At 45.6% G+C, this 24,571-nt stretch carries 12 protein-coding genes; 4 read left to right on the top strand and 8 right to left on the bottom strand.

Going from position 1 to position 24,571, the window contains the following annotated elements; genetic code table 11:
• Positions 1–630 carry an acyltransferase gene (locus tag FEF09_RS11775; protein WP_146305295.1) on the top strand — a complete coding sequence of 210 codons (630 nt, stop codon included), beginning with the start codon at positions 1–3 and terminating at the stop codon, positions 628–630.
• Positions 631–766: 136 nt separating this feature from the next.
• On the opposite strand, the gene FEF09_RS11770 is transcribed toward FEF09_RS11775, so the two are convergent.
• Positions 767–6,082 carry a PKD domain-containing protein gene (locus tag FEF09_RS11770; protein WP_146305294.1) on the bottom strand — a complete coding sequence of 1,772 codons (5,316 nt, stop codon included), beginning with the start codon at positions 6,080–6,082 and terminating at the stop codon, positions 767–769.
• Positions 6,083–6,591: 509 nt separating this feature from the next.
• Between FEF09_RS11770 and FEF09_RS11765 the strand changes: the two genes are divergently transcribed.
• Positions 6,592–7,929: a lipopolysaccharide biosynthesis protein gene (locus FEF09_RS11765; RefSeq protein WP_146305293.1), complete on the top strand. Its 1,338-nt coding sequence runs from the start codon at positions 6,592–6,594 to the stop codon at positions 7,927–7,929.
• A gap of 95 nt (positions 7,930–8,024) precedes the next feature.
• Here the strand turns inward: FEF09_RS11765 and FEF09_RS11760 are convergent, their stop codons facing one another.
• The 7 genes from FEF09_RS11760 to FEF09_RS11730 are packed head-to-tail and all read right to left on the bottom strand — an operon-like array spanning position 8,025 to position 15,561.
• Positions 8,025–8,759 carry a class I SAM-dependent methyltransferase gene (locus tag FEF09_RS11760; RefSeq protein ID WP_146305292.1) on the bottom strand — a complete coding sequence of 245 codons (735 nt, stop codon included), beginning with the start codon at positions 8,757–8,759 and terminating at the stop codon, positions 8,025–8,027.
• Positions 8,760–8,777: 18 nt separating this feature from the next.
• The gene (locus FEF09_RS11755) at positions 8,778–9,908 is read right to left on the bottom strand and encodes a glycosyltransferase family 4 protein (RefSeq protein ID WP_146305291.1); all 1,131 of its coding nucleotides are present in this window, start codon (positions 9,906–9,908) and stop codon (positions 8,778–8,780) included.
• 4 nt (positions 9,909–9,912) lie between these two features.
• Complete coding sequence (gene asnB, locus FEF09_RS11750; protein WP_146305290.1) at positions 9,913–11,814, bottom strand: asparagine synthase (glutamine-hydrolyzing); 1,902 nt, start codon at positions 11,812–11,814, stop codon at positions 9,913–9,915.
• The gene (locus tag FEF09_RS11745) at positions 11,802–12,725 is read right to left on the bottom strand and encodes a glycosyltransferase family 2 protein (protein ID WP_146305289.1); all 924 of its coding nucleotides are present in this window, start codon (positions 12,723–12,725) and stop codon (positions 11,802–11,804) included. The genes asnB and FEF09_RS11745 overlap by 13 nt, the downstream gene beginning before the upstream one ends.
• Positions 12,709–13,920, bottom strand: coding sequence for a glycosyltransferase (locus tag FEF09_RS11740; RefSeq protein ID WP_146305288.1), 1,212 nt, complete (start codon positions 13,918–13,920; stop codon positions 12,709–12,711). The genes FEF09_RS11745 and FEF09_RS11740 overlap by 17 nt, the downstream gene beginning before the upstream one ends.
• Complete coding sequence (locus tag FEF09_RS11735) at positions 13,920–15,077, bottom strand: sugar transferase (RefSeq protein WP_261387426.1); 1,158 nt, start codon at positions 15,075–15,077, stop codon at positions 13,920–13,922. The genes FEF09_RS11740 and FEF09_RS11735 overlap by 1 nt, the downstream gene beginning before the upstream one ends.
• A 52-nt stretch (positions 15,078–15,129) precedes the next feature.
• Positions 15,130–15,561, bottom strand: coding sequence for a response regulator (locus FEF09_RS11730; protein ID WP_012791341.1), 432 nt, complete (start codon positions 15,559–15,561; stop codon positions 15,130–15,132).
• A gap of 441 nt (positions 15,562–16,002) precedes the next feature.
• Between FEF09_RS11730 and FEF09_RS11725 the strand changes: the two genes are divergently transcribed.
• Positions 16,003–17,193 (top strand): glycosyltransferase family 2 protein, encoded by a 1,191-nt coding sequence (locus FEF09_RS11725; RefSeq protein ID WP_146305287.1) that lies wholly within the window; start codon positions 16,003–16,005, stop codon positions 17,191–17,193.
• Positions 17,194–17,563: 370 nt separating this feature from the next.
• The gene (locus FEF09_RS11720) at positions 17,564–24,565 is read left to right on the top strand and encodes a fibronectin type III domain-containing protein (RefSeq protein ID WP_146305286.1); all 7,002 of its coding nucleotides are present in this window, start codon (positions 17,564–17,566) and stop codon (positions 24,563–24,565) included.
• Positions 24,566–24,571: the final 6 nt, after the last annotated feature.

Below are 24,571 nucleotides of genomic sequence, written 5' to 3'. Positions count from 1 at the left end.
ATGAGCACACTTACAAGTCTGAAAACAAGGATTAAAAGCAATCCTAACCTCAAACAGTTCGCGCACCGCATGATCATGCCTAAAAATCAGGCAAAACCCCGGCTGTGGATCCGCTGGATCGTGAACCCTTTTGTACATAAAAGAGGTAAAGGCGCCATTGTACGCCGTTATACCCGCCTGGACGTATTTCCTTTCAATCCGTTCAATCTGGGCGCCGGATCCATTATTGAAGACTTTGCTACTGTCAATAACGGGATGGGAGCCGTGAACATCGGTGAACGCGTACAGGTGGGTATGGGCAATGTACTCATCGGACCGGTCACTATTGCCGATAACGTCATTATCGCACAGAATGTGGTGATGTCAGGACTAAACCATGGATATCAGGATATCAGTATCCCTATCGGTTTGCAGCCCTGCTCTACCAGTGAGATCTATATAGGTGAAGATAGTTGGATTGGTGCGAATGCGGTTATTACTGCCGGCGTCAGAATCGGTGAACATGCAGTAGTTGCAGCAGGCAGCGTTGTCACTAAAGACGTGCCTGCGTACAGTGTGGTAGGCGGTAATCCTGCCAAAGTGCTTAAACAATACAATCCTGAAACGAAATTATGGGAAAGGGTGCGCTAAGCGGAAGCAGCGTGTAATTTCCCGGTAGCTGTTTCTCCGTCAGCTCCCAAAAACAAAGAGGCTGGACTTTTAATAAGTCCAGCCTCTACTTTTTAGCGCTTTCTGCGCTGCTATAATTGGCTTAGGTGATGACCACTTATTCACTCTTTACAAACTTGGTGCTCCACTTGTAAGTGTTGTTTTTGTACACCACCTGCAGTATGTAAGTACCTATTGGCAGATTGGACACATCCAGTGTTTGCTGTATGTTTTCGCCTGCCGGCAGATTATAGCTCCTCATCGCTTTACCTGCTATGTTGAAGATCGTAATAGTACCCTGACTGGAGTTCTTCATACGCTGTTTGAAGGTCAGCGCAGTGACAACCGGATTCGGATATGTCGTGATTTCCGGTACGAAGGCATCTCCACCTGCTTCAAGTACAGTTACTTCGAATGTAGCGCGGCTGCTTTGTTTCTTATCATCGGTAACGATCAGTTCGAATACATAGCTACCCGGGAAGTTCATACCAGTGATATCTGTTGCTTTAGCAGATGGTGCTGCTATAACTGCCTGTAGCGGACCGTATACCTGTTTCCATGCGTAGCTGCTGATGTTGGCACCATTCGCATAAGACCTGCTACCATCAGCCTTCATACCTGCATTCGGCAATCTGAGTGTCAGATCACCCTGTGTCAGTACTACAGGAGGTTTACCTGTGCTGTTTTCAGCTGGCAGCACCGTGATGGTCAGTCTATCGCTGGCTTTGGCGTTCTTATTATCGGTTACCTGCAGTTCGATCACATATGTGCCCGGTGTCAGACCTGATACTACGTTGATGATACCTGTTGCGTTGGAGAAGTGAACATCTTTACCGGAGATCTTTAACCACTGGTAGTTGGTCACGATACCATCCGGATCAGAAGACGCTGCACCATTCAGGATCACACTATTTACCGGCAGTCTGACAGTGATATCATTGCCTGCTCTTGCTACCGGAGGTGCATTCACCGCAGGCGGAGCTGCTTTCACAACCAGTTTCATGGTATCGATATCTGTTGCGCCAGCGGCATCCGTTACCTTCAGGGCCAGCAGATAAGTACCTTCGATCAGCAATTGCGCAGTGGTGATAGCTGCATCTTTTACTTTGATCGTACCACCATTCGGACCACTCACTTTATACCATTCGTATTTCGCGATCTTACCATCTGGATCCATTGACAGGGAGCCATCCAGCAGTGCGGAGTTTTCAGGCAGTGTGATGGTTACGTCCGGACCTGCATTTGCTATTGGTAGCTTATTTGCTGCCGGAGCAGCTTTCACGGTAATGGTCACATTTGCGGTAGCAGATGCGCCACTGTTATCAGTTACTGTCAGTGCATACACATAAGTGCCTGCTGTCAGACCGGTGATCGTTGTCTTCACAGCTGCAGGAGTTGTGATAGCGCCTCCATTCGGACCGCTTACTTTCTTCCATGCATATTTGGTGATTGTACCATCTGCATCACTGGAAGCTTTACCATCGAGTGTTACGGTGCTGGTTGGTAATGTGATGGTCACTGCGCTACCTGCATTTGCTACAGGTGCTTTATTAGGCGCAGGCTTAACAGTCACGGTTACATTCGCAGCAGCGACAGCTCCGCTATTATCTGTTACAGTCAGCGAGAATACGTAGGTGCCGGCTGTCAGTCCGCTGATAGCTGTTTTCACAGCCGCAGGCGTAGCAATAGTGCCTGTTGCCGGACCGCTTACTTTCTTCCATTCGTATTTCGCGATTGTACCATCTGCATCCGCAGAGGCCTTACCATCCAGTGTTACTGAATTGGTTGGCAGGGTGATGGTCTGCGCGCTACCTGCATTTGCCACAGGTGCTTTATTAGGTGCAGGGTTTACTTTCACCGTTACATTCGCGGTGTTGGTCGCCTGTTTATTATCTGTTACTGTCAATGAGAATACGTAGGTACCTGCTGTCAGTCCGGTGATCGCTGTTTTCACAGTGGCCGGCGTAGAGATCGCTCCACCTGCAGGACCGCTTACTTTCTTCCACTCATATTTGCTGATAGTGCCATCCGGATCGCTAGAAGCCTTACCATCCAGTGTTACAGTGCTTACCGGCAGGGTGATGGTCTGCGTGCTACCTGCATTTGCTACAGGCGCTTTATTGGCAGCCGGATTCACTGTTACGGTAATATTCGCAGAAGAAACCGCGCCGTCATCATCTGCTACACTCAGGGAGAATACATAGGTACCTGCTATCATACCTGAGATGGTGGTTTTCACTGCTGAGGCATTACTCAGGGTCACATCATTCGGACCGCTCATTCTCTGCCACAGGTATTTAGTGATTTTACCATCAGGATCGTAGGAAGCCTGACCATCAAGTGTTACGCTGTTTGTCGGCAGGGTGATGCTTACCGCATTGCCCGGAACGGCTACAGGTAATTTGTTGGTCGCAGGGTTGACTGTCACCGTCACTGTTGCGGTGTTGGCGGTCTGTTTATCATCCGTTACGGTCAGAGAGAATACATAAGTACCTGCTGTCAGACCGGTGATAGTGGTCTTCGCGGCTGCCGGTGTAGTGATAGCACCTGTTGCCGGACCGCTTACTTTCTTCCATTCATATTTGCTGATCTTACCGTCTGCATCACTGGAAGCACTGCCATCGAGCGTTGCGCTGTTTGTTGGTAAGGTGATATTCACAGCTTTACCGGCATTCGCGACAGGCGCTTTATTAGTGGCAGGATTTACGGTTACACTTACTGTTGATGTGCTGGCAGACTGTTTATCATCTGTTACTGTCAGCGAGAATACATATGCGCCCGCTGTCAGACCGGTAATAGTGGTCTTCACAGCTGCTGGTGTAGTAATAGTACCAGCGGCAGGACCACTTACTTTCTTCCATTCATATTTGTTGATCTTACCATCACCATCAGCGGAACCAGCACCATCCAGTGTCACGGTATTGGTTGGCAGGGTGATGATCACTGCGCTACCCGGATTAGAAACCGGAGGCTTATTCGCAGCAGCTGCATTCACTTTCACAGTTACGCTGTCAATATCAGTGGCAGACTTATCATCCGTTACTGTGAGGGTGAAAATATAAGTACCCGCTGTCAGACCAGTTACGCTGGTACTTGCAGTGGCATTGTTGGTGATGGTACCACCGGCAGGGCCACTTTGTTTTGTCCAAAGGTATTTGCTGATCTTACCGTCAGTATCAGCAGAGCCGGTACCGTCCAGTGTGACAGTATTCGTCGGTAATGTAATTGTAACATCTTTACCGGCGTTTGCAGTAGGTGCTACGTTTCCTTTAGATGGTGTTTTAGGTAACTGATATTCGTATGCGCCCACATCGTAACCGCTGTTCATAGGACGCTTAAGATCATCCTTATCAGTGATCAGTCCGAGGTCAGCCACACTCTTACCCGCATCTACAGCAGTTGATGCAGCCGTCAGGTGAAAATCACCGCTATTCACATTGGTCACTACTTTACCTGCATTCGCAGTAGTAGAGAACATATTATTCCCGTAATCAAACTTAATATTCTGTGCACCTCTGATATAAAGACCATCAGTAGGATAGCTTCCACCCGCTGCCTTTTCGATCACCAGGTTGTTGTATACCTTATGACCGATGGTAGTGAGGTAAGCGTATATTTTAATACCGGTATTGCCGGTGTTATAGATCGTGTTGTTGTAGATATAACCGGTTACAGGTTCCAGTATCAGCTTATCTGATACGTTGATACCTTCTCCGTTTTCAACGTTGGAAATAACGTTATTATAAACATAGGAAATACCTGAACCAAACAGTGCGATACCCGGCAGATAACCATTGTCAACCACGTTGTTGTACAGCTTTACGCGGGAACCTCCACCCATCAGCATACCATAGCTTTGTGCGTCCAGTTTGGTGGTGCCGTAGTTACGTACAATATTATGATGGATCTTATTTTCTCCAAGGTCACACATAGAGATCTGGATACCATCCTGCCCCATATACTGCAGATCGTTATCATATACTTCCAGATCCTGAATGTGGTGAGATTTGATACCCTGACAAAGCAGATAATCCATCACATAATGCGTGTTACCGATGTAGAAACCTTCGTAGTCAGAATAACGGCCTTTAATATGGTGGATCTTCACATTCTTCATCACATACTTGCCTTCCCAGAACTGTGGGTTGCCACATTCCTGTGTTGTTTTGGCTACCATAAAGGAACCTACATCATGTACATAGAAGTTATGTATATCGATGTCAGAACTACCCGAGCCAAGATAAATACCCTGCATTTTAATACCGAGCAGGTTACGACCATTGATATCAAAGCCATATTCTACGCCGGGAGTACCAGAACCGGTGATATGCAGAAACTTGCCTCCCATTATATTGAAAGACACGTCAGTTTTCAGTGTTTTAATCCCTGTTCTTACCACACCACCACAGTTGGTGATAACAATAGGTTTAGCGGCGGTACCTACGAGGCTGCCGAGCTGAATGAATTCGTAATCACCCGCAGGGATACAGAGTGTATCGCCCGGGTTCAGGCCAAATGCACTCATGGCATCAGGGTAGTACATACCATTACCAATGTTTGGTCTGGCATTCACCCTCTTATTGCCGGTATTGGGTTTTGAAGGTGTGCTCACCTTACCACCTTTCTCATATTGCAGCATCCATTCGTAGACGTTCAGACCATCTTCTTTATAAGAAGGGTCATAGGCTTTGGACCATGCGTCGTGACCGGAAGCGTTGAAAATAGTGAGTTTAGGCTGAGGTGTAGGACTAGGTTTGTAGGAATCCATCATAGAAGTCCAGTCCTTGGAGTATTGAGAAGGAACTACCGGGTCATTTTCATTGTGCAGGAACCACACCGGCACATCATTCTTCGCCATCACTTTGGGAGCGTTGGTAATCTGCTTAGGGTTCATATTACCTGCAACAGCTACAACGGCGGCGGGAATCTGTGCATAGGAATCATTGGCGCTCGCGAAATCTTCCGTTGCACCACCTCCCATACTCAATCCCGTTACATATATACGTTTACTATCAATTCTGAATTTGCCCTTCAGATAATTCACGAGACTCAGCACGTCCATTGGGCTGGGAATGTTCTTAAACTGAGGCGAAGCAACGATAAATGAAAACGATTTACCACCTACTGTAAAAGAGGCTGGAAACAGTCCTTTATCAATGAGTTTAGGCACCCCATTTCTGAGTACCGCGGGCAGGTTGCTTGTACCGTTACCCAGTTCTCCTATCCCATGAATAAAGATCAGTAAAGGAAAAGAGTCCTTACTGGCAGCATAGGATGGCGGAACATATTCATAGTAACCTCCGGAATTTGTAACCCTTGTTCCGGCTAAGGATACCGCAGTTTGTTGTGCGGTGATAGTTAGAGTTGTGAACAGCATAACTGCAAGGCAAGCAGCTAACTTTCTGAACATAGCAATAGTGTACAAATGTTTCATCAGTCAGGTTTTTCAAAATTATATGGTGTGCTTGCGGGGCCTATCCCCGTACCTAAAAAAATGACAAAGCAATCAGTTGAAAGAGGCTAAGGCACGCTGGATGTAATCGTGTACGTTGTCCCGAAAAAAGGTAATCTTCAAAATCGTATCTTTCAGCACGAAATCAAGTTCATAAGGGCGTCTGTCTGATTATTTCTTTACTGGTGAGTTCCAATCATCTGATAATCTTCTACTTCTTTAGTATTTTTCAAGATCCGACGGCAAAGTACAATATTTTTATTTGTCAAATAAAATATTTTTAATATGTAATTAAAGTTAATTATAAAGCATTGAAAAAACTAATATATAATGTGGTAAAAAATATTATATTGATGGGACTGTCGGAAATTAAATTTTGTCAAACTTTTGCATTATGGTAATATTGCATCCGAGGAACATTCTCCCCAAATAACCTTATCCTGTTAAAAAGACCGCAGAAAATTTCAATTCACTGGTTTTATATCATATACATGGGATTTAAATTATTATCGGTAATTAACAACAGGCATTTTCACTCCTTATTAGGTAACCTCGTCTCTGCTTTTCTTAACGTATTATCCTTTGCGATTCTCGTTCGTTTACTATCTCTCTCGGCTTTTGGGGAATGGGTTTTATTCATCGGGACATATACAGTGCTGGACCAGATTCGTACCGCTTTATTACAATCTGGTATCATTAAATTCTATACCGGGTCGGATGAGAAGACTGGCAAGGAAGTGGCCGGAAGTGCCTGGTATCTGGTACTTATACTGACAGTTATTTATCTGCTCCTCAATCTGATTGTAGGTGTCGCCTTATACGGACAATTTGATGAAACATGGCGCTTTTTTATGCGCTGGCTGGGTGTAATGATGGTAGTATCGGTACCATTCAACGTTGCCAGCTGGTTCCTTCAGGCAGAACATCGTTTTGACAAAATATTACAGGTCCGCTTCTGGCAGAACGGTGGCTTCCTTGTATTGATACTCGCTTTTCATTTCTTTAGCACGGTTACCCTGCCGCATGTATTATTCGCCTATATGGCCGGATTGGCAGCTACCAGCTGTTTTACATTAATCAAGGGCTGGACGAAGGTTCGTCAGGTGGTACATAGTACTAAAAAACAGGTAATCGTACTCGTGAAATACGGATGGCTGATCGTCGGCAGTATGATCTCTTCCGGCTTCCTCAACTATTCTGATAACTTTCTTATCCGTACGATGATCAGTCCTGCGGCTGTAGCGATTTACAGCATCCCGCAGAAATTTATGGAGGTGATAGAAATTATCCTCCGCAGCTTTGTCGCTACGGCACAGCCTACACTATCCGGCGCGGCTAACAGGAATGACTGGGCGGGTGTATCTCGTGCCTTCTCCCGTTATACCGGCGTGGTGAGTATTGTGATCATTCCTTTTATTATTGGTCTGATTATTTTCACGCAACCGCTGATCATTATCCTCGCAGACAAGGCCTATCTCCCGGCTACGGATGTAGTGAGAATATTCCTGCTTTGTGCCATCTTCTACCCTATTGACCGCTTTATAGGTGTGGCGCTGGATATGATCAACCGTCCGCTGACCAACTTCTACAAGAACTTCCTGAAACTGGTGCTTAACGTCATTGGTGATATCGTATTTATTCTGCTGTTCCATGACGTGCGTTGGGTAGCATTTGGTTCGCTGTTGAATATGATCATCTGTGTGGTGGTAGGTTACTATATGCTGAAGAAATATGTACCATTCACACTGAACGATATTGTGAAACTGGGTTGGGCAGAATGCCAGACCCTGCTGGGAAAGGTAACAGGGAAACTGAAACTGGTCAAGTAGCCGACGGCTGACGCTGACATAACTTATTATATGAAAATAAGAAGCCCCCGGAATGATCCGGGGGCTTCGCTCCTTTTAAAACAATCCTGTTTATACTAAACTCTTTTCAGCACTTTTGAACGGATGATACTTCTGCAGATATCTGTAAAAGCACGCGTTGCCTCTGCCAGTTCTTTACCCAGCGAACGCTGTGGGAAATAATGCAGCACCATTTCACGTGTCCATGGCTCCTCAAAATATTTCAGGATATCCTTATCATCCGGATTCACGATAAAGTCAAAACTACCTTCCCACTCCACACGCATAGTATGCAGATTAGGATGCGTTCTTTCCATGATTTTATAGCCAATAGACGCCTTTGGCAGATATTCCAGAAACAGATCCCCAAAGTCGAAACTGGTCGGGAAAGAGATCCTTTCCTTGTCTACCATCACTACCTTGTTATCTACCTCAAGCAATACCCATTTGTGGGACTTCTTCGGATACAGGTGTTCACCTAACAGAGAAGGCGTTTCCATATAACCTCTCTTTGCCACGCGGAACTGTTCACGGAGAAATGAATGGGGGTTTTCTACGTGTTCCAGTACGTGATTACAGATCACATAATCAAACTCTTTGTCCTTGAATGGCAGGTTTTCACCATCTGCATTCATGAACTGCTGGTTCTTCAGCACTTTTATATCTCCACTACGATGTGTATTGTCATCTACGTATTTGTCTACCACAACATTCGACCTTGGGTGCGGATTGTGGCCGCCTCCAACCTCAAGTACCCTGTCCGTCTTTTTAATGTCCAGGTCAAAACGGGATTGGGGATTTCTGATTTTCATGCGTAAAGTTTAAGAATATTACAATGGCGCCAGCACTTGCTGATACACCGTTTCAATTTTATGGGTCATATCCCGTACATCAAAGTTTGCTTTCACACAGCGGCCTGCATTTTCCTGCAATTGTGTGCGCAGTGTCTGGTCCTTTATCAGTCTTTCCAGAGCAGTCGCAAGGGCAGCTTCATTTTTAGGTGGCACCAGTAGTCCGGTCACTTCATGCTCTACGGCCTCCCGTGTACCATCCACATCGGAGGCGACGACTGCCTTTGACATGGCCATAGCTTCCAGTACACCGATCGGGAATCCTTCCCAAAGTGAAGGCAGACAGTAAATATCTACTGCATTCAGTACAGCGGGTACATCCTGACGGAAATTATCGAAAACGACCCTGTCTGTAATCCCCAATTCTTCTGCCAGATTCACGGCATCTGCTTTCAGGTCGCCCTCTCCTATCATTAACAAGGTAAGATCCGGAAAGTTGGCGCAGACGCTTGCATAGGCCCTGAGCATACCGAGAGGGTCTTTTTGCTCGGTAATACGCACAATATAACCAATTACAAGGTGATGTGCAGGGATGCCATAAGCGGACTTTATATCGGGATAGCTGCCGTTACGGTTGAACTTGTCAAGGTTAACGCCATTTTTCACTACAGTGGACTTAAAACGGCCAAATTCCCTTACGCCTGTCTGATGATTGGAATCAGACACCGTAATATTGAGTCTGGTACGTTGCGTAATGAACTTTTCAGCCAGAATACGCGCTTTTTTGTTCCAGGCCGGCAGACTGTCATGAAAAGACCATCCGTGAATAGTATAGATCACAGGCAGGCCCAGAGACCGGGCTGCCCAGAGTACATTCGTATTGGCACGGGTACCGTGTACATGCACGATATCCATCTGTTGCTCTTTCAGGAACTGTTTTACTTTTTTCCAGACACCGATATCAAAAGCGCGTTCGGTATGAATGACGTGAGCAGGCACTCCCATCTGGGTAAGGGAAGTGATCATCGGACCATCCGTAAAGGACAGCACAACCGGCTCAAACAGACTCTTGTCGAGATAACGTACGAGGTCCAGCACATGGCTTTCACCCCCGCCGATCTTACCCTGGCGGATGGTTTGTAAAACCCTGATCTTTTTTGTCGCTTCCATCTGTTTACAATTGTTCCATCCACCTGCTGTACCATAACTGGAATACGAGGATGTTCCAGAGTTTCTGGTGGCTCACCTTTCCGCCGTTAAAGTAGTTCTGCTTCAGTGTTTCGATGTGTGAGGGATCAAAGATGCCGGTCTGTTTCAGTTTGGCCGGAGACAGATAGTATTCCATCTGTTCTTTCAGCTCATCCTTAAACCAATGCGTCAGCGGAGCGATAAACGGACGTTTGGGACGGTCCATTAATGTTTTAGGGATATACTGGTGTACAATCTCCTTCAGAATGTACTTGTTGATCTTATTCTTCACTTTTATATGCGCAGGCACTTTCGCGAGGAACTCTACCAGTCTGTGATCCAGCATGGGCTCACGGCCTTCTATGCTGACAGACATCGTTGCTCTGTCCACCTTCACCAGATTATTATCAACCAGGAATGTTTTGTAATCTACAGACAACAAACGGTTCAGAGGATCATTGATATTATTCAGTTCCCCGTTCATATCAAAGTTCGTCTTATAGGTAGAATGTGCTCCACCCAGATAGTTGGCTGCTTCTGATTCCGTAATATACTGGCTGATATACTTCAGGGCCTGTTGCGATTTGCCGGATTTCCATATGAGCTTCATTTTCTCATAACGGCTGGCAAAGTTGTATTGTTTATTGAAGTAAGGGATACTGGCAGGGTCTACCATATTCATCACCTTGCTCACCATACCCTGCAGGGATTTCGGAAAACGTTCGGTATACTGCAGGGACTGATTGAATTTGTTATAACCGGCAAAGAGCTCATCTCCTCCATCAGCAGAAAGAACTACTTTCACCTGCTGAGCAGCCAGTTTGCTGACCAGAGTGGTAGGTACAGTAGAATTATCTGCGAATGGTTCATCATAGATCTCCGGCAGATGTTCCAGAATATTTTTTGCATCAGCAGGACCTACGATCCATTCTGTATGATCTGTACCGAGATGCTGGGCGATTCTGCGGGCTTCTTTAGATTCATCGAATGCGGCTTCTTTATAACCGATCGTGAACGTCTTCAGACGGCTGCCGGAAGATGCCTGTAAGATAGCCGCCACACTGGAGCTGTCATAACCGCCACTCAGAAATACACCGACAGGTACATCGGCTACCATTCTGTAGCGATAGGCGCTTTCCATCAATTCTTTGGTATGACGGATGATGTCGCCCTCATACATGTCTGTAAGTGGCTGGCGATAAGCTTCCAGTACGCTCCAGTATTCGGAGGTGGTCAGTGCTTTATTGGTAAGGGACAGATGCATGAAATGTCCCGGTTTCAGTTTGTGCGTATGTTCGAAAACCGTGTAAGGCGCGGGAATATAACTGTATTGCAGGAAGAGCGACACTGCATTTACATCGATCTTTTTCTCGAAAGCAGGGAAACGGCTGAAGCTTTTCAGTTCTGAAGCAAACAGCAGCACGTTATTGTGCCAGTAGTAGTAAAGTGGTTTTACGCCGGCTCTGTCGCGACAGAAGATGACTTGTTGCTCCTCTTTGTCATAGATCACAAAGGCAAACATACCAATACAACGGTCCACGATCTTCTCTTTCCAGCAATCGTAGCCTTTGATCAATACTTCCGTATCACTGGTGGAAGTAAAATGATACCCATTTTGCTCCAGTTCATGGCGGATTTCTTTGAAATTATACACCTCACCATTAAAGATCATGGTGTATTGTTTATAGTGCATGGGCTGATGGCCACCACTGGAAAGATCGAGAATAGACAGGCGGCGCTGGCCCAGTCCGATTACTGCATTGGGGTGTTCATACACTTCATAGCCACCGTCATCCGGACCGCGATGCAGTAGAGCATCGGTCATGTCTTTCAGTACGGATAGATTGGCTTTTTTGGAGAAATCAATAAACCCTGCTATGCCACACATGGTAAAAGATTTAATTGACGATGTTTTACGTTCCACATAATGCCTTTCCAGAAAGCCTTTAAGTGTTCCTTCTCCCGTTTGAGCAGGAATTGTAACGTATTCTTCGGAATGGTAAACAAGGTCAGGTACAGTAAAAAGATGATTCGGTTCGGTAATGCCACATTTCTACGCATGAACAGTATTCTGTTTCTCGTGAGGTAATATGTCTTTAATGGACTATTCTTACCGGTGGACATTGATTCTTTATGATAGATAAGTGACTTATATTGATAGTAGATCTTATAGCCTTTACGTTTGAATTGCTCGCACCAGTCAAACTCTTCATAGTAGAGGAAATAAACTTCCGGCATGAGCCCCACTTCTTTCAGTACAGCAGCTGTTGTCATCATACCACCACCATGCGCGTAATTGGTAGCGGAGACCTGATCGTACTGGCCCTGATCAGCTTCTTTACAGCCGATCATGCTGTTACGGCCGGTGAATACATCTACCGACTGATAACCGGCATATTCGATCGTGCCTTTATGAAAGTAATAATGAAATTTGGGGCTTACCATGCCTGCATCAGGATGCGATTGAAAGACTTCCTGTAAACCTTCTATGAGGCCATCTGTGAATTCGGTGTCATTGTTCACCAGAAAGATATACTCACCGGTAGCGGCTACTATACCGAGGTTATTTCCACCGGCAAATCCTTTATTGGTCGCGCTTCTGATTACTTTAACAGCGGGATAGGCAGCCTGCAGTGCTTCAGTAGGATCTTCTTTGGATGCATTATCCACGACGATCACTTCCACATTGCGATAACTGTTGCTGCTGATGGAGTGCAACAATTCACAGGTAACGGCGGTGGTATTGTAGTTAACCGTTACGATGGAAACCAGCGGTGTTATGTTATTTTCCTGCGACATTGACCAGGGGGTTATCGATACTTGTTTTGGAATGTTTTGTATGAATGAAGGTCTTGTTGGCGCCTTTAAGTTTAAATACCAGCGCCAGCATAATACCTACCACACGCGGCAGATTCAATATCACGGTGAGCAGATATTTTGAGTAGAATTTACCCGGCAATGGCAACAGCATACTGACAATAAATGCACCAGCTATCATCGCCCATGCATAAAAAGGAACTGTCAGATAATGTCCCAGTATCAGATAGATGAACGTCATAAAGAATACGCCTGCCAGCAACAACATACGAGGCAACAGCATGTTCTGTCCTACAGCCATGTAGAAATAATCTATACGGCCTTTGAGCAGGGCGCGAAAGCCTCTCAGAAAGTACTGGCGCAGGTATACCAGCTGACTGGACAACCAGCGTTTACGCTGATTCTCGAAAGCGGCTGCGTTTTCTACTTTTTCATCAAACATCAGTGCTGATTCAAGGTAGTGGATCTTGTATCCTTTATCTACCAGTAATTGTTGCAGCACTTTGTCGAAACCGCCTGTTGCTTCCGTCTCCTTCAGCGCCTGTTTTATCAGCTGATATTCGAATGCGATACCAGAACCGATGATGGAGGCAGAAAGCCCGAGGGCGTTAGCCCCTTTACGGTTGATGTGATTTGCAATCATTTCATTGGCCGCGTCCAGTATGGCGAACGGCGTGTCCAGATTTTTTGCTACACGTTGCGCCTGAATAGCGTGATAACCTTGTTGAAAGGCGATATTCACTCTCTTCAGGAAATCTCTTGCAGGGATATTATCCGCATCAGCGATCACGGCCATATCGTATTTATCATCGTGCAACTGGGCAAAGGCAGCGTTCAGCGACTTTGCTTTTGTGCTTTTATTGAATGATACAGGTATGACGGTAATGCCCTCAGCGCGTAAAGTCACGATAGTTGCAGGCTGCAGGGAGTCTGCAATAACGATCACTTCGTATTTGTCAGCCGGATAGTCCAGCGATTCATAACTCTGAGCAACGGAGAGGATAACTTCATCCTCTTTGTAAGCAGGTACCAGAACGGCAATCCTGCTGTGAGACAGTGTATCGGCGACAGTTTTGCCTTTCTTTGGAAACAGGCGTCCTGCTACTGAAAACAGGAAGTTATAAAACACGCAAGCCCCCAGATAAATCAGTATAATAAGTTCAATCGTAAAGAGCATTACACGTTGTCTTTTTGTATTAAGGCTTTGGGGGTGTTTGCCATAATCCACATGTCATACCCGAAGTTGTGCTGGTTGGAATAATCGATATCCAGCGCGATTCTTTCTTCAGCTGACATTTCCTTCTTTCCCCTTTTGCTGATCTGCCACAGTCCGGTGATACCGGCCGGAGCAAGGAATCGTTGTGCCCACTCGTCAGTAGTCAGAGTTGATGCCTCATATAATGGTAAAGGTCTGTTGCCTACCAGAGACATATCTCCTATTAATACATTAAAAAGTTGCGGGAGTTCATCAAGACTTGAGTTTCTCAGAAAGGAGCCAAAACGCGTTACGCGCGGATCATTGGACACTTTGTAAAAAACGGGACCGTCACCGCTTTTGTACTGGTTCATGTGCTGCAGCTGTTGTAATTTCTTGTCAGCATCAGCTACCATTGTTCTGAATTTATAAAATTTGAACACCTTGTAGTTTTTACCTGCGCGTCTTGCAGCATAAAAGATGGGGCCTCTGGATTCAAACTTAATAATCGCAGCAATAACGAATAAGACTGGGCTTATCGCGATGAGCGCGGCGCCCGCAACAGTAATATCAAAAATTCTTTTGAGTACCGCGTTGATGGTACGTTTATGATTTTTTCTTTGCGCGGTACCACCTACAACTGTCAGCGGAGGGAATGCGTTCAGTTGTTTGAATTTATTGATGAAAGTTATTTTTGAAGCTAATTTAGGCAAACACTTATCAGTGATAATTTCATCGATGAAAGGATACTGTTTTGCAGCAGCTTTCATCTCGGGGCTTACATTTTCTGTATACAGGAGGAAGGGGATGCAGGCGCAACTGGTCTCCTGCTGGAAAAACTGTTTCCACGCATTCAGTCCTTTATGATTGTCAGTATGAGATCGATAAATGATAACACCCGGTTTCCTGCGAAAGACAGACTGTAGCTGTTCGATCGTCACGATGGCGGTATCATAATCCTGTGCAAAGAAACACTTGTAGCCCTGCTCCTCCAGTTCCGGAGTTTCAATATGTTGCCCTACAAACAGTACGATATGACTGTCAGCAACAATCTGGCGGGGCAGTGTTTGTTCACGTTCTTCAAACTGTTTTGGGGCCGCATTCTTCAATACGCTCAGTTCAGGTGTAAATGTATTCATGCTAACAAAGGAATTAATGGTTACATACTGATTATAACAATATAATTATATGCTAAGAGAAAGCAGGGACATGCTGTGCTTTCAATACATGATCAATTGTATCCAGTAAGATAACCGGATCAAAAGGCTTTTTGATAATCGTTTTGATATTTCCGGGACGGATGTTTGCAAAAGACTCTTTAGTGTCGTGTACGCCGGAAAGCACCATTAAAGGTATATGCTGGTACAGATTGCTTTCTGTCATGAACTCTATGAGTTCCCATCCGTTGATGTTTGGCATCTGGAGGTCTGTGATGACGAGATCGGGGATGTTGCCATTCTTGAGCCAAGCCATTGCAGCCAGACCGTCGCATGCTGATACGACGTTGTATGTTCTGTTTAGCATTACCTCAAGTAAATATCGGATGGGTAAACTATCATCTATTATTAAAACTGTTTTTTTCACCTTTAACCAATTTAATATTACTAATCGATCCAATACCATTTCCGGATATCAGAAGTTTATGTTCGTTGGCTTTAAATTGGATAAGGTTTTATGGAACTAAAAACAGTTTCTCAGGGGATATGAAAGAAATGACTCAAATATGGTTTCTCAAAATACTTACACTAAAGTACAAAAGTAATTGATAAAGTGCAAGCGCTAAAATTTTCTTAAATGATTGTTTATACAACAACGATGTAAAAATATAATACTTTATTCATTTCGCCATATGTTTTTCGTAAACGGCGGCTTTTTTTGGGTGAATGCGCTATAAATTATCGTGAACGGATATTCTTGCGGGTCAGCAGATTATTTTTTTTAAATGTAGCATGCACTGCTGAGAAAATACTGCACATTTATTCTACTTTTGCTCCGGATACCCATGTGGGATTGTTATGTAAACACGCTACAGGCACTCCGATTACCCCTTAACTACTTTGATCTATGACTGTGATCTCACTGATTTTCTGGTGCAGTATTTTTTTAGTTTGCTATAGTTATGTAGGCTATGGTATATTACTATATATAGTAATTAAGATACGTCGTTATTTCGTAAAAATCCAACATATTGGAGACGAAACTCCCTATACCCCCGAAGTAACTTTTATGGTAGCGGCTTATAATGAAGCTGCCTTTATAAAGGAGAAGATCCTGAATACACTTTCATTGAATTATCCTGAGGATAAACTGCAGATCATCTTTGTAACAGATGGTTCTTCTGATGACACCAATAATATAATAAGGAGTTACCCTCGTATCAATCTGCTTTACGAACCTGAGCGTAAAGGTAAGACCATGGCAGTGAATCGTGCCATGAAATATGTAAAGACGCCCTTTGTCGTTTTTTCTGACGCCAATACCTTATTAAATAAGGACGTGGCGCTTTGCCTGATGCGCCATTTTAAAAATGAAAATACCGGTGCGGTAGCCGGCGAGAAAAAGATCCTCGTCGCCGATCAGGCAGAAGCTGAAGGCGCCGGAGAAGGTATGTACTGGAAATACGAATCCCTGCTGAAAAAATGGGACGCTGAGTTGTATAGCGTGATGGGTGCCGCCGGTGAACTGTTTGCCGTGCGCACCTCCTTATATGAGGATATTCCGGCTGATACCATTCTGGATGACTTTATGATCTCTTTCGGTATTAATAAGAAAGGATACCGGGTAGCTTACGCCCCTGATGCCTATGCACAGGAAACGCCTTCCGCCTCACTGGAAGATGAATATAAACGCAAGGTAAGGATTGCAGCAGGCGGTTTTCAGTCTATGAGCCGCTTGATGGATCTGCTGAATTTCTTCCGTTACCCAAAGATCACGTGGCAATATGTGTCACACCGGGTATCCCGCTGGACAGCCGCTCCCTTATGTCTGTTATTAGCACTGCTTACTAATATTATCCTCTGCGCAACAGGTGCCCCATTCGTATATTGGTTGTTTCTGGCAGCACAAATTGGTTTGTATGGCATGGCTTTAGTAGGATATGTGCTGGCCAAACGGCAGGTAAAGAGTAAATTATTCTATATCCCTTTTTACTTCGTCTTTATGAATGTAGCTGTGTATCAGGGTTTCGGCCGTTTTCTTAGAAAAAAACAGTCCGCCGTATGGGACCGTTCACAACGCCAGCTGACCGTGGGCTAACGTGTACCTTTTACACTTACTGTTGAGTTTTTTGTTTCACGAACGTATTTATATCATTCACCGTCAAAAAACAGATTTTCACTAAAAAAGTATCCAACTGTAAAAATATACACTTACTTTTGGAACTTGAACCGAGTACACTAGGCTTATTCCTTATCTATCGACATAAGAGAGCTTCATAGTGTGATATAATTCCTAACCTCATCCTACATAAAAGCCAATCTTGAGAGTTGATCGATTTCTCGTCTGCTCCATTCTAATTTTACCATCTCCTCTGATCTGACCTGCACTACGTGCTTTGGGTTATTATTTTCTATTTCGGCTAATTACCGGGTTCAACCCCGATTGTCCAATAATTTATAATTCTTTTATGAAAAGAACTGTACACTTACTTATCGGCATTCTGATGCTCTTTGCAGGTACGGCTCATGCGCAGCAAGCCTTGAACCCTGCAGATCCCATTGTTGTGTACAACTCAGCCTCACCCCCTACAGCGCCCGCTTTCGGCCGCATCGGGAAGTGGGTTAAAACCACCCGTATGAGTTGGAATACCTCCGACTTCAAATGTTACATTTACAAGGGTCTGAACTTCCGTCTCAAATTCCCTAAGACCTATCAGCATAATGTTGCTGACGGAAAGAAGTACCCGATTTTCGTTTTCCTTCACGGCCGTGGTGAAGGTGGTAGCGTTTATGACAACGAATACCAGCTCCTGCACGGTGGCCAGAACTTCGAAACCCAAACGGACAATGGCAACTTTGACGGATTCCTCTTTTATGGACAAACTGCTGATGGAAACTGGGGCAATGGCCAGTTTGACATCATTAAAGAATTACTGGACAGCTTATCAGTTCAGGTGAAAGGTGACCTCAACAGAGTGGCCGTTAACGGTCTTTCTGCAGGTGGTTACGGCTCCTGGGCCTTCTCAGAACGCTATCCACAATATTTCGCCGCTGTAATGCCAATGAGCGGTATTGCCAATGGCGACGCCACAACTGACAACATTAATAAACTCAAATTTACCTCCTTATGGTACTTCCAGGGAGGTCTGGATAATGCTCCTGCTCCTTATACCGCGAATACAGTTATTACAGCGTACCAGAACGCGGGCGCAGATCTTAAATACACCCTTTACCCCAATCTTGGACATGGTACATGGAATACTGCATGGGCGGAACCAGACTTTATTCCATTCATGAACAGGGCAAACGTACTGAATCCATGGCCACTGACAGGTCGCTCGGAATTCTGTCCCGGCGAAACTTTCAGTCTGGTAATTGGTATCCCTCCTGGTTTCTCTGCATACGAATGGCAGAAAGACGGTAACACGATCCCCAACGCAACCGGTAATAGCATTACTGTCAACTCACTCGGTAGTTACGCTGTAAGAGTAAAAAGGACTACCAACGGCGCATGGTCAGAGTTCTCCCCTACCCCACTCGTTATTAAGACAAAGACGGCTACTGTAACGCCGCCTATTTCTATAGACAGTCTTGCTACCAACGTACTGCCAGCTCCTGATGGCAGCACCACTGTTACATTGAAACTGCCTGCCGGTTATGCCTCTTATGAATGGCGCACTGTAGGTGGTACCACCAGTCTTGGTAATACCAATACCCTGACTGTCGGTGTTGGTCAGTACATCGCACGTGTTACTGAGCAATTTGGTTGTGCAAGCAGCTTCTCCAGTCCTTATAAAGTAATTGCTGCTGCAGGCACTAACCTGCCGGATGCAGTAGGCGGTGCTACTGTGACTTCTATTTCACAGACACAGCTGACACTTAACTGGACAGATAAAGCAAATCCGCAGAACAATGAAACCGGTTTTGAAATCTATCGTACAACGACTCCCGGCAGCAACTACAAACTGGTAGGAAAAGTAGCGGCAGATGTACTGGCATTTAATGACAACGGATTAACATCAAACACGAAATACTATTACGTTATCCGTCCGGTAAATGCGAACGGTGCAGGTCCTGTTTCTACAGAAGCTTCTGGTACTACCCAGACTGACGGTGTGAAACCATCTGCTCCGCAAAATCTGTTAGTAACCAGCACAACCACCAGTTCTGTTTCACTCAGCTGGAGCGCTGCTACTGACGATGTAGGTGTTACCGGATATGATATCTATGTAAATAATGCAAAAGCTTATTCTGTTGATGGTACACAGCTCACTATGGTGACCTATGGTCTGTCAGAAAGAAAAGTTTATAATTTCTATGTAGTCGCAAAAGATGCGGCAGGTAACCTTTCTGCTCCAAGCAATCAGGTGACCGCAGGTACAGTCAATAAGGGCCTCGCTTACAAATATTATGAAGGCACTTATTCCAACCTGCCAAACTTCAACAACCTGACGCCGCTTGAAACAGGCAGATCTGCCAATACCGATCTCACAGTAAGAAACAGAGAAACCAACTACGCGATCATGTGGACTGGTTTCATCACCATCCCTGTTTCCGGTACTTACTACTTTGGTACCAACTCTGATGACGGTAGTAAACTGTGGGTAAACATCCCTTACAGCTACAGTGGTTCTTCTACTGTCAACAACGACGGTGCACACGGTACCACTCAGGTGAGCAGTGCTGCGATGAACCTGAACGCAGGTGTATACCAGATCACTGCCGCTTATTTCCAGGGCACTGGTGGACAGACAATGAACATCCGCTGGAGATCAACAGCGTTAGGCATCAACAGCCTTACCAACATTCCTGATCAGTATCTGGGTGATACCCTGACAATGCCAGGTAATGCGCCTGCAGCGCCGGTAATATTTGGCGCTACCGCTACTGCATTCAACAAAGTGAATCTGAGCTGGACAGACAACAGCAACAACGAAACCGGTTTCGAACTGTATCGCAGCAACACTGCTACCGGTACATACTCTGTAATCGGAAAAGTAAATGCAAATACAACTTCTCTGGTTGATAATACAGTGGCTGCCAATACCCGCTACTACTATAAAGTACGCGCAGTGGGTCAATTCGGCGAATCTGCACAGTCCACCGGTTATCCATGGCTCGCAGTATATCCGTTCAACAACGCCGTATCCGACGTCAGCATCAATGCTAACAATGGTACTGCCAACGCAATGACCTATACTACCACTGATGAGATAGAAGGTACACATGCAGCAGTATTCAACGGCACCAGCGCTTATGTTACCATCGGTGGCAGCAGCAGCGGCTTCCTGCACGATGCGTTCAACGGTCGTACAGTGTCCATGTGGATTAAACCGACAGTGACAGACAACAACCGCATCATCCTTGATATGGGTGGTAGCGACAACGGTCTGGCACTGCGTATCAACGCCAATAAACTGGAAGCTGGTATTGCCAATAACAATGCCCGCACACTGATATCTACCGCTTTCACCAGCACCAACTGGACACATGTTGCACTGGTATTCTCCGGTAGTGGTAGTACAGGTGTACTCCGCATGTATCTCAACGGAGATCTGGCAGGTACCCTGAACACTAACTACAGTGCTGTAGGTACAACTACCAATAACTCCCGTCTGGGTTCAAACAACGGTACCAACGCATTCAACTCCACAGGTACCTTCTACAGAGGTAACATGGACAATGTGGCAATTATCGGTCAGGCACTGACACAGGCTGAAATCAGCCAGTTAGCGGCCCAAACCCTGCCATTCTATAGTGTGGTAACGCCAACACTGCCTGCAGCTCCTGCTACGCCTTCCAATATTGCGGCAAATGCAGCATCTGCATCCAGCATCACACTGAACTGGACAAATACTAATAACGACGCAAACACCAAAGGATTCGACATTCAACGTTCCTTCGGTACCAGCAATACTTTCTTAACAGTAAAGAGCCTTGATACTGTCATCGCCGGCACCAACTCCTACACTGATACAGCGCTGTATGCAAATCAGCAGTATGTATACCGTGTACGTGCAAAAGGCGACGGTGGTAACTCCGCTTACTCTTCCAACGCGACAGCCACTACCGGTAATAATCGTCCGGTGATTCAGGATATCGCTAATCAGTCTGCCCGCTATGATGTGGAAACACGTATCCCGGTTGTAGCAACTGATCCGGATGAAGATGCGATTACACTGTCCGGCGCTAATCTGCCTTCTTTTGTAACACTTGCTTCCGACGCACAGGGTTCCTTCCTGAAAGTAACACCAAACATCGGTCTGCAGGGTAACTACCCTAACCTGGCAGTGATTGCAACAGACGCATTTGGCGGTAAAGACACTGTTACCTTCAACCTCACCATCAATGACAATTACAGCCCTATCATAACCTCAATTGCCAACGTTTCCTTGAATGAGGGCGACGTTCAGCAGCTATCGCTTGCAGCTGCTGATCAGAATGCATCAGACGTGCTCACATGGTCTGGCGTATCTCTGCCCTCATTCATTTCTGTCTCCGGTAACAACCGCTCTGCTACCCTGAACATCAATCCAGGCTATGCAGATGCAGGTGTGTACACCGTGAAAGTGGCAATCGTAGACGGTAATGGCGGTACTGATAACAAAACATTCACCGTTACCATCGCTGATAAGGATCCAAACTATAAATTCTTCGTTCGCTTTAAACATCAGACAGATGCACCGGCTCCATGGAACAACATCACCACGGTGTCAACCAGCAACCTGAAAAATGATAAAGGCGAAACTACCAATGTAGGTCTGCAGTTACTGACCGGCAACTGGTACTCATGGAACGAAGGCGCTGTTACCGGTAACAACAGCGGTATCTACCCTGATGTAGTACTGAGAGAATACTACTTCTTCGGTTCTTACCCTGGTATCTTCAATTCCGATAATTCAATTAATGGTAAACTGACCGGTCTCGACGCCAGCAGGAAATATTCCTTCAAGTTCTTTGCAGGTAGTTCATGGTCTGTACAGGCTAATAACGGTACTACAATATTCACCATGAATGGCGTAAGCAAACCGATCAATGTACAGGGCAATACTTCTGTCACTGCAAACTTTGACAACATTGCACCAAATGCTTCCGGTGAGATCAACTTTAACATGGCAGTAGCTAATGGTACACAGGTAGGTTACCTGGGCGCTATCGAGGTGAACGCCATTCTGGACGACGGTACCGTACCTGCTGCTCCTAAAGACCTGACCGCTACAGAAGCAAACGGTAACGTATCCCTGAACTGGACCAACATCGCTTACAACGCGACCGGCTACAGAGTACACCGTGCTACTGACAGCCTTGGCACATACAGCCTGCTGGGCAGCCTGAACAGCGCAACTGCCAGCGCTTATGTGGATAGCACCGTACATGGTAATACTCACTATTTCTATAAGATCAGTGCTTCCAATTCAGCTGGCGTATCTACTGGTTACAGCAACATTGCAGGTGTGAATGTTCCGGTTAAACCGCCGCATATCAATGATATCGCTGACATTAAACTGAAAGCAGATGCATCTGCACAGTTCAACGTACAGGCACAGGGCGATCTGGGTAATACCGTAACGCTGACTGTAACCGGCCTGCCTGCATTCGGTAACTTCACCGATAATGGTAATGGCAACGGTACCTTCAACTTCAACCCAAGCGCCAATAACCTCGGTAGCTACGTAGTCACCCTGACAGCAACAGACAATCAGGGCGCAGCGTCCAGCAGTACCTTTAATGTGCTTGTTTCAGACAAGAATACAAAGAGCATCTACTTCGACTTCTCATCCAGCAATCCGGCTCCGGCTCCATGGAACAATGTAGCAGGATTCCCATACACAGGCGTAAGATTTACCAACGCACTGGATGAATCAGGTTTTGCTACCGGTATCAACATGACATTTAACGAAAACTGGGAAAATGATGCTACCGCTGCCGGTATGAGCACTTATGACAACTCGGGTATCTATCCGGATAACGTAATGCGCTCTGCGGTATATGATAGCAGAAACATTACCCATACAGTAAAACTGTCTGGTTTGAACAATGCGAAACGTTATAATGTTGTCTTCTTTAGTAGTCTGAACTTCGGTGTGGCTGCCAAAGTAAGATTCACCATCGGTACTGATAGTGTGGTAATTGATCCGGCTTACAACACCTCCCTGACTAAACAGATCAATGGTGTAACGCCAAATGCCAACGGTGAAATCAACATACTGGTAAACAAAACCCAGAATGGCTACTACATGTATATGAACTCACTGGTACTGGAAGAATACGACGCTCTTCAGACACCAGTAGTGAATCCGCTGAACCTCCGTGCAGGAGCAACCGGCGCGAAATCAATCAAACTGGATTGGGCTGACAGAGCCAACAACGAAACAGGATATCAGGTATGGCGCGCCGTTTCTGGTGGCAGCTACAGTCAGGTCGCAACACTCGCCGCAAATACCGTAACTTACACTGATAATAACCTGAGCGTAAACCAGAAATACTATTACAAGGTACGTGCTACAAGCCTCGTTGGTAACTCCGACTATAGCAATGCAGCTGCTGCCACTACTCCTGGTTTCAGCGTACAGGTGAACTTCAGCGAACTGCTGGTAGCCCCTGCCCCATGGAACAACACAGGTATGCGTCCACAGTCAGGTACCGTGATCAGCAACATGAAGGACGGACAAAGTAACACAACCGGCATCGGCATCACCATTCTGGAAAACTTCGATGGTATGTACTCCGCAGGTATGAACACCGGCAACAACAGTGGTGTTTATCCTGACAACGTAATGGTTGAAAACTACGGTCTGTTCCCTGGTAACCACGCAGACTTCAACATCACCGGACTGAACCAGACCCTGAAATATGACCTGGTATTCTTCGGTAGTTCTGTTGAGTGGGAAGACATCACTGGTAAATACACCGTAAATGGTACACAGATGGCATTACTGAATGCATCTATGAACAAGAGCGGTGTTGTAACCATCAGAGATATCTCTCCTGATGCAAATGGTAAGATCCACATCGACGTTGATCCGGGTACCGCAACATCCCGTTATGGTCTGATCGCTGCCCTGACCATCAGAGGTCATATCGATCCGGCTACACAAAATGAAGCTGGTCCGGTTGATCCACAGTCACAGGGTGCAAGACTCACCCTCGGCGACAATACAGTAGCTGTTTCCGCTCCTGTAGCACTGATCAACAAGACAGCTGACTTCGGAGATACGAAGGTTTATCCGAATCCATTTGACAATCAATTTAACGTTGATATAGTACTGAAAGCTGAAACAGCAGTGAGATTAGAGATCTTCGACATGGCTGGCCGACTGATGTACTCAGATTATAAGGGCTCCGTTCCTGCAGGTAATAGCACCCTGCGCATTAATACCGGTTCAAGGATTAGTGCTCCTGGTATCTACCTGCTCCGCATCAGCGGAAAGAATGGAGAAACCAAAATGGTTAAACTGGTAAAGCATTAAGCTTTA

The organism is Chitinophaga pinensis (assembly GCF_007896845.1).
In the GTDB taxonomy this organism is placed as follows: Bacteria; Bacteroidota; Bacteroidia; order Chitinophagales; family Chitinophagaceae; genus Chitinophaga; species Chitinophaga pinensis_C.
Note: the sequence above shows the minus strand (reverse complement) of the source record. Positions and strands in the feature narration are given on the sequence as shown.

Bases quoted from the DNA above. Each gene is read 5' to 3' on its own strand.
- FEF09_RS11775 (WP_146305295.1), top strand. From the start codon at position 1: ATGAGCACACTTACAAGTCTGAAAACAAGGATTAAAAGCAATCCTAAC.
- FEF09_RS11770 (WP_146305294.1), bottom strand. From the start codon at position 6,082: ATGAAACATTTGTACACTATTGCTATGTTCAGAAAGTTAGCTGCTTGC.
- FEF09_RS11765 (WP_146305293.1), top strand. From the start codon at position 6,592: ATGGGATTTAAATTATTATCGGTAATTAACAACAGGCATTTTCACTCC.
- FEF09_RS11760 (WP_146305292.1), bottom strand. From the start codon at position 8,759: ATGAAAATCAGAAATCCCCAATCCCGTTTTGACCTGGACATTAAAAAG.
- FEF09_RS11755 (WP_146305291.1), bottom strand. From the start codon at position 9,908: ATGGAAGCGACAAAAAAGATCAGGGTTTTACAAACCATCCGCCAGGGT.
- asnB (WP_146305290.1), bottom strand. From the start codon at position 11,814: ATGTGTGGCATAGCAGGGTTTATTGATTTCTCCAAAAAAGCCAATCTA.
- FEF09_RS11745 (WP_146305289.1), bottom strand. From the start codon at position 12,725: ATGTCGCAGGAAAATAACATAACACCGCTGGTTTCCATCGTAACGGTT.
- FEF09_RS11740 (WP_146305288.1), bottom strand. From the start codon at position 13,920: ATGCTCTTTACGATTGAACTTATTATACTGATTTATCTGGGGGCTTGC.
- FEF09_RS11735 (WP_261387426.1), bottom strand. From the start codon at position 15,077: ATGAATACATTTACACCTGAACTGAGCGTATTGAAGAATGCGGCCCCA.
- FEF09_RS11730 (WP_012791341.1), bottom strand. From the start codon at position 15,561: ATGGTATTGGATCGATTAGTAATATTAAATTGGTTAAAGGTGAAAAAA.
- FEF09_RS11725 (WP_146305287.1), top strand. From the start codon at position 16,003: ATGACTGTGATCTCACTGATTTTCTGGTGCAGTATTTTTTTAGTTTGC.
- FEF09_RS11720 (WP_146305286.1), top strand. From the start codon at position 17,564: ATGAAAAGAACTGTACACTTACTTATCGGCATTCTGATGCTCTTTGCA.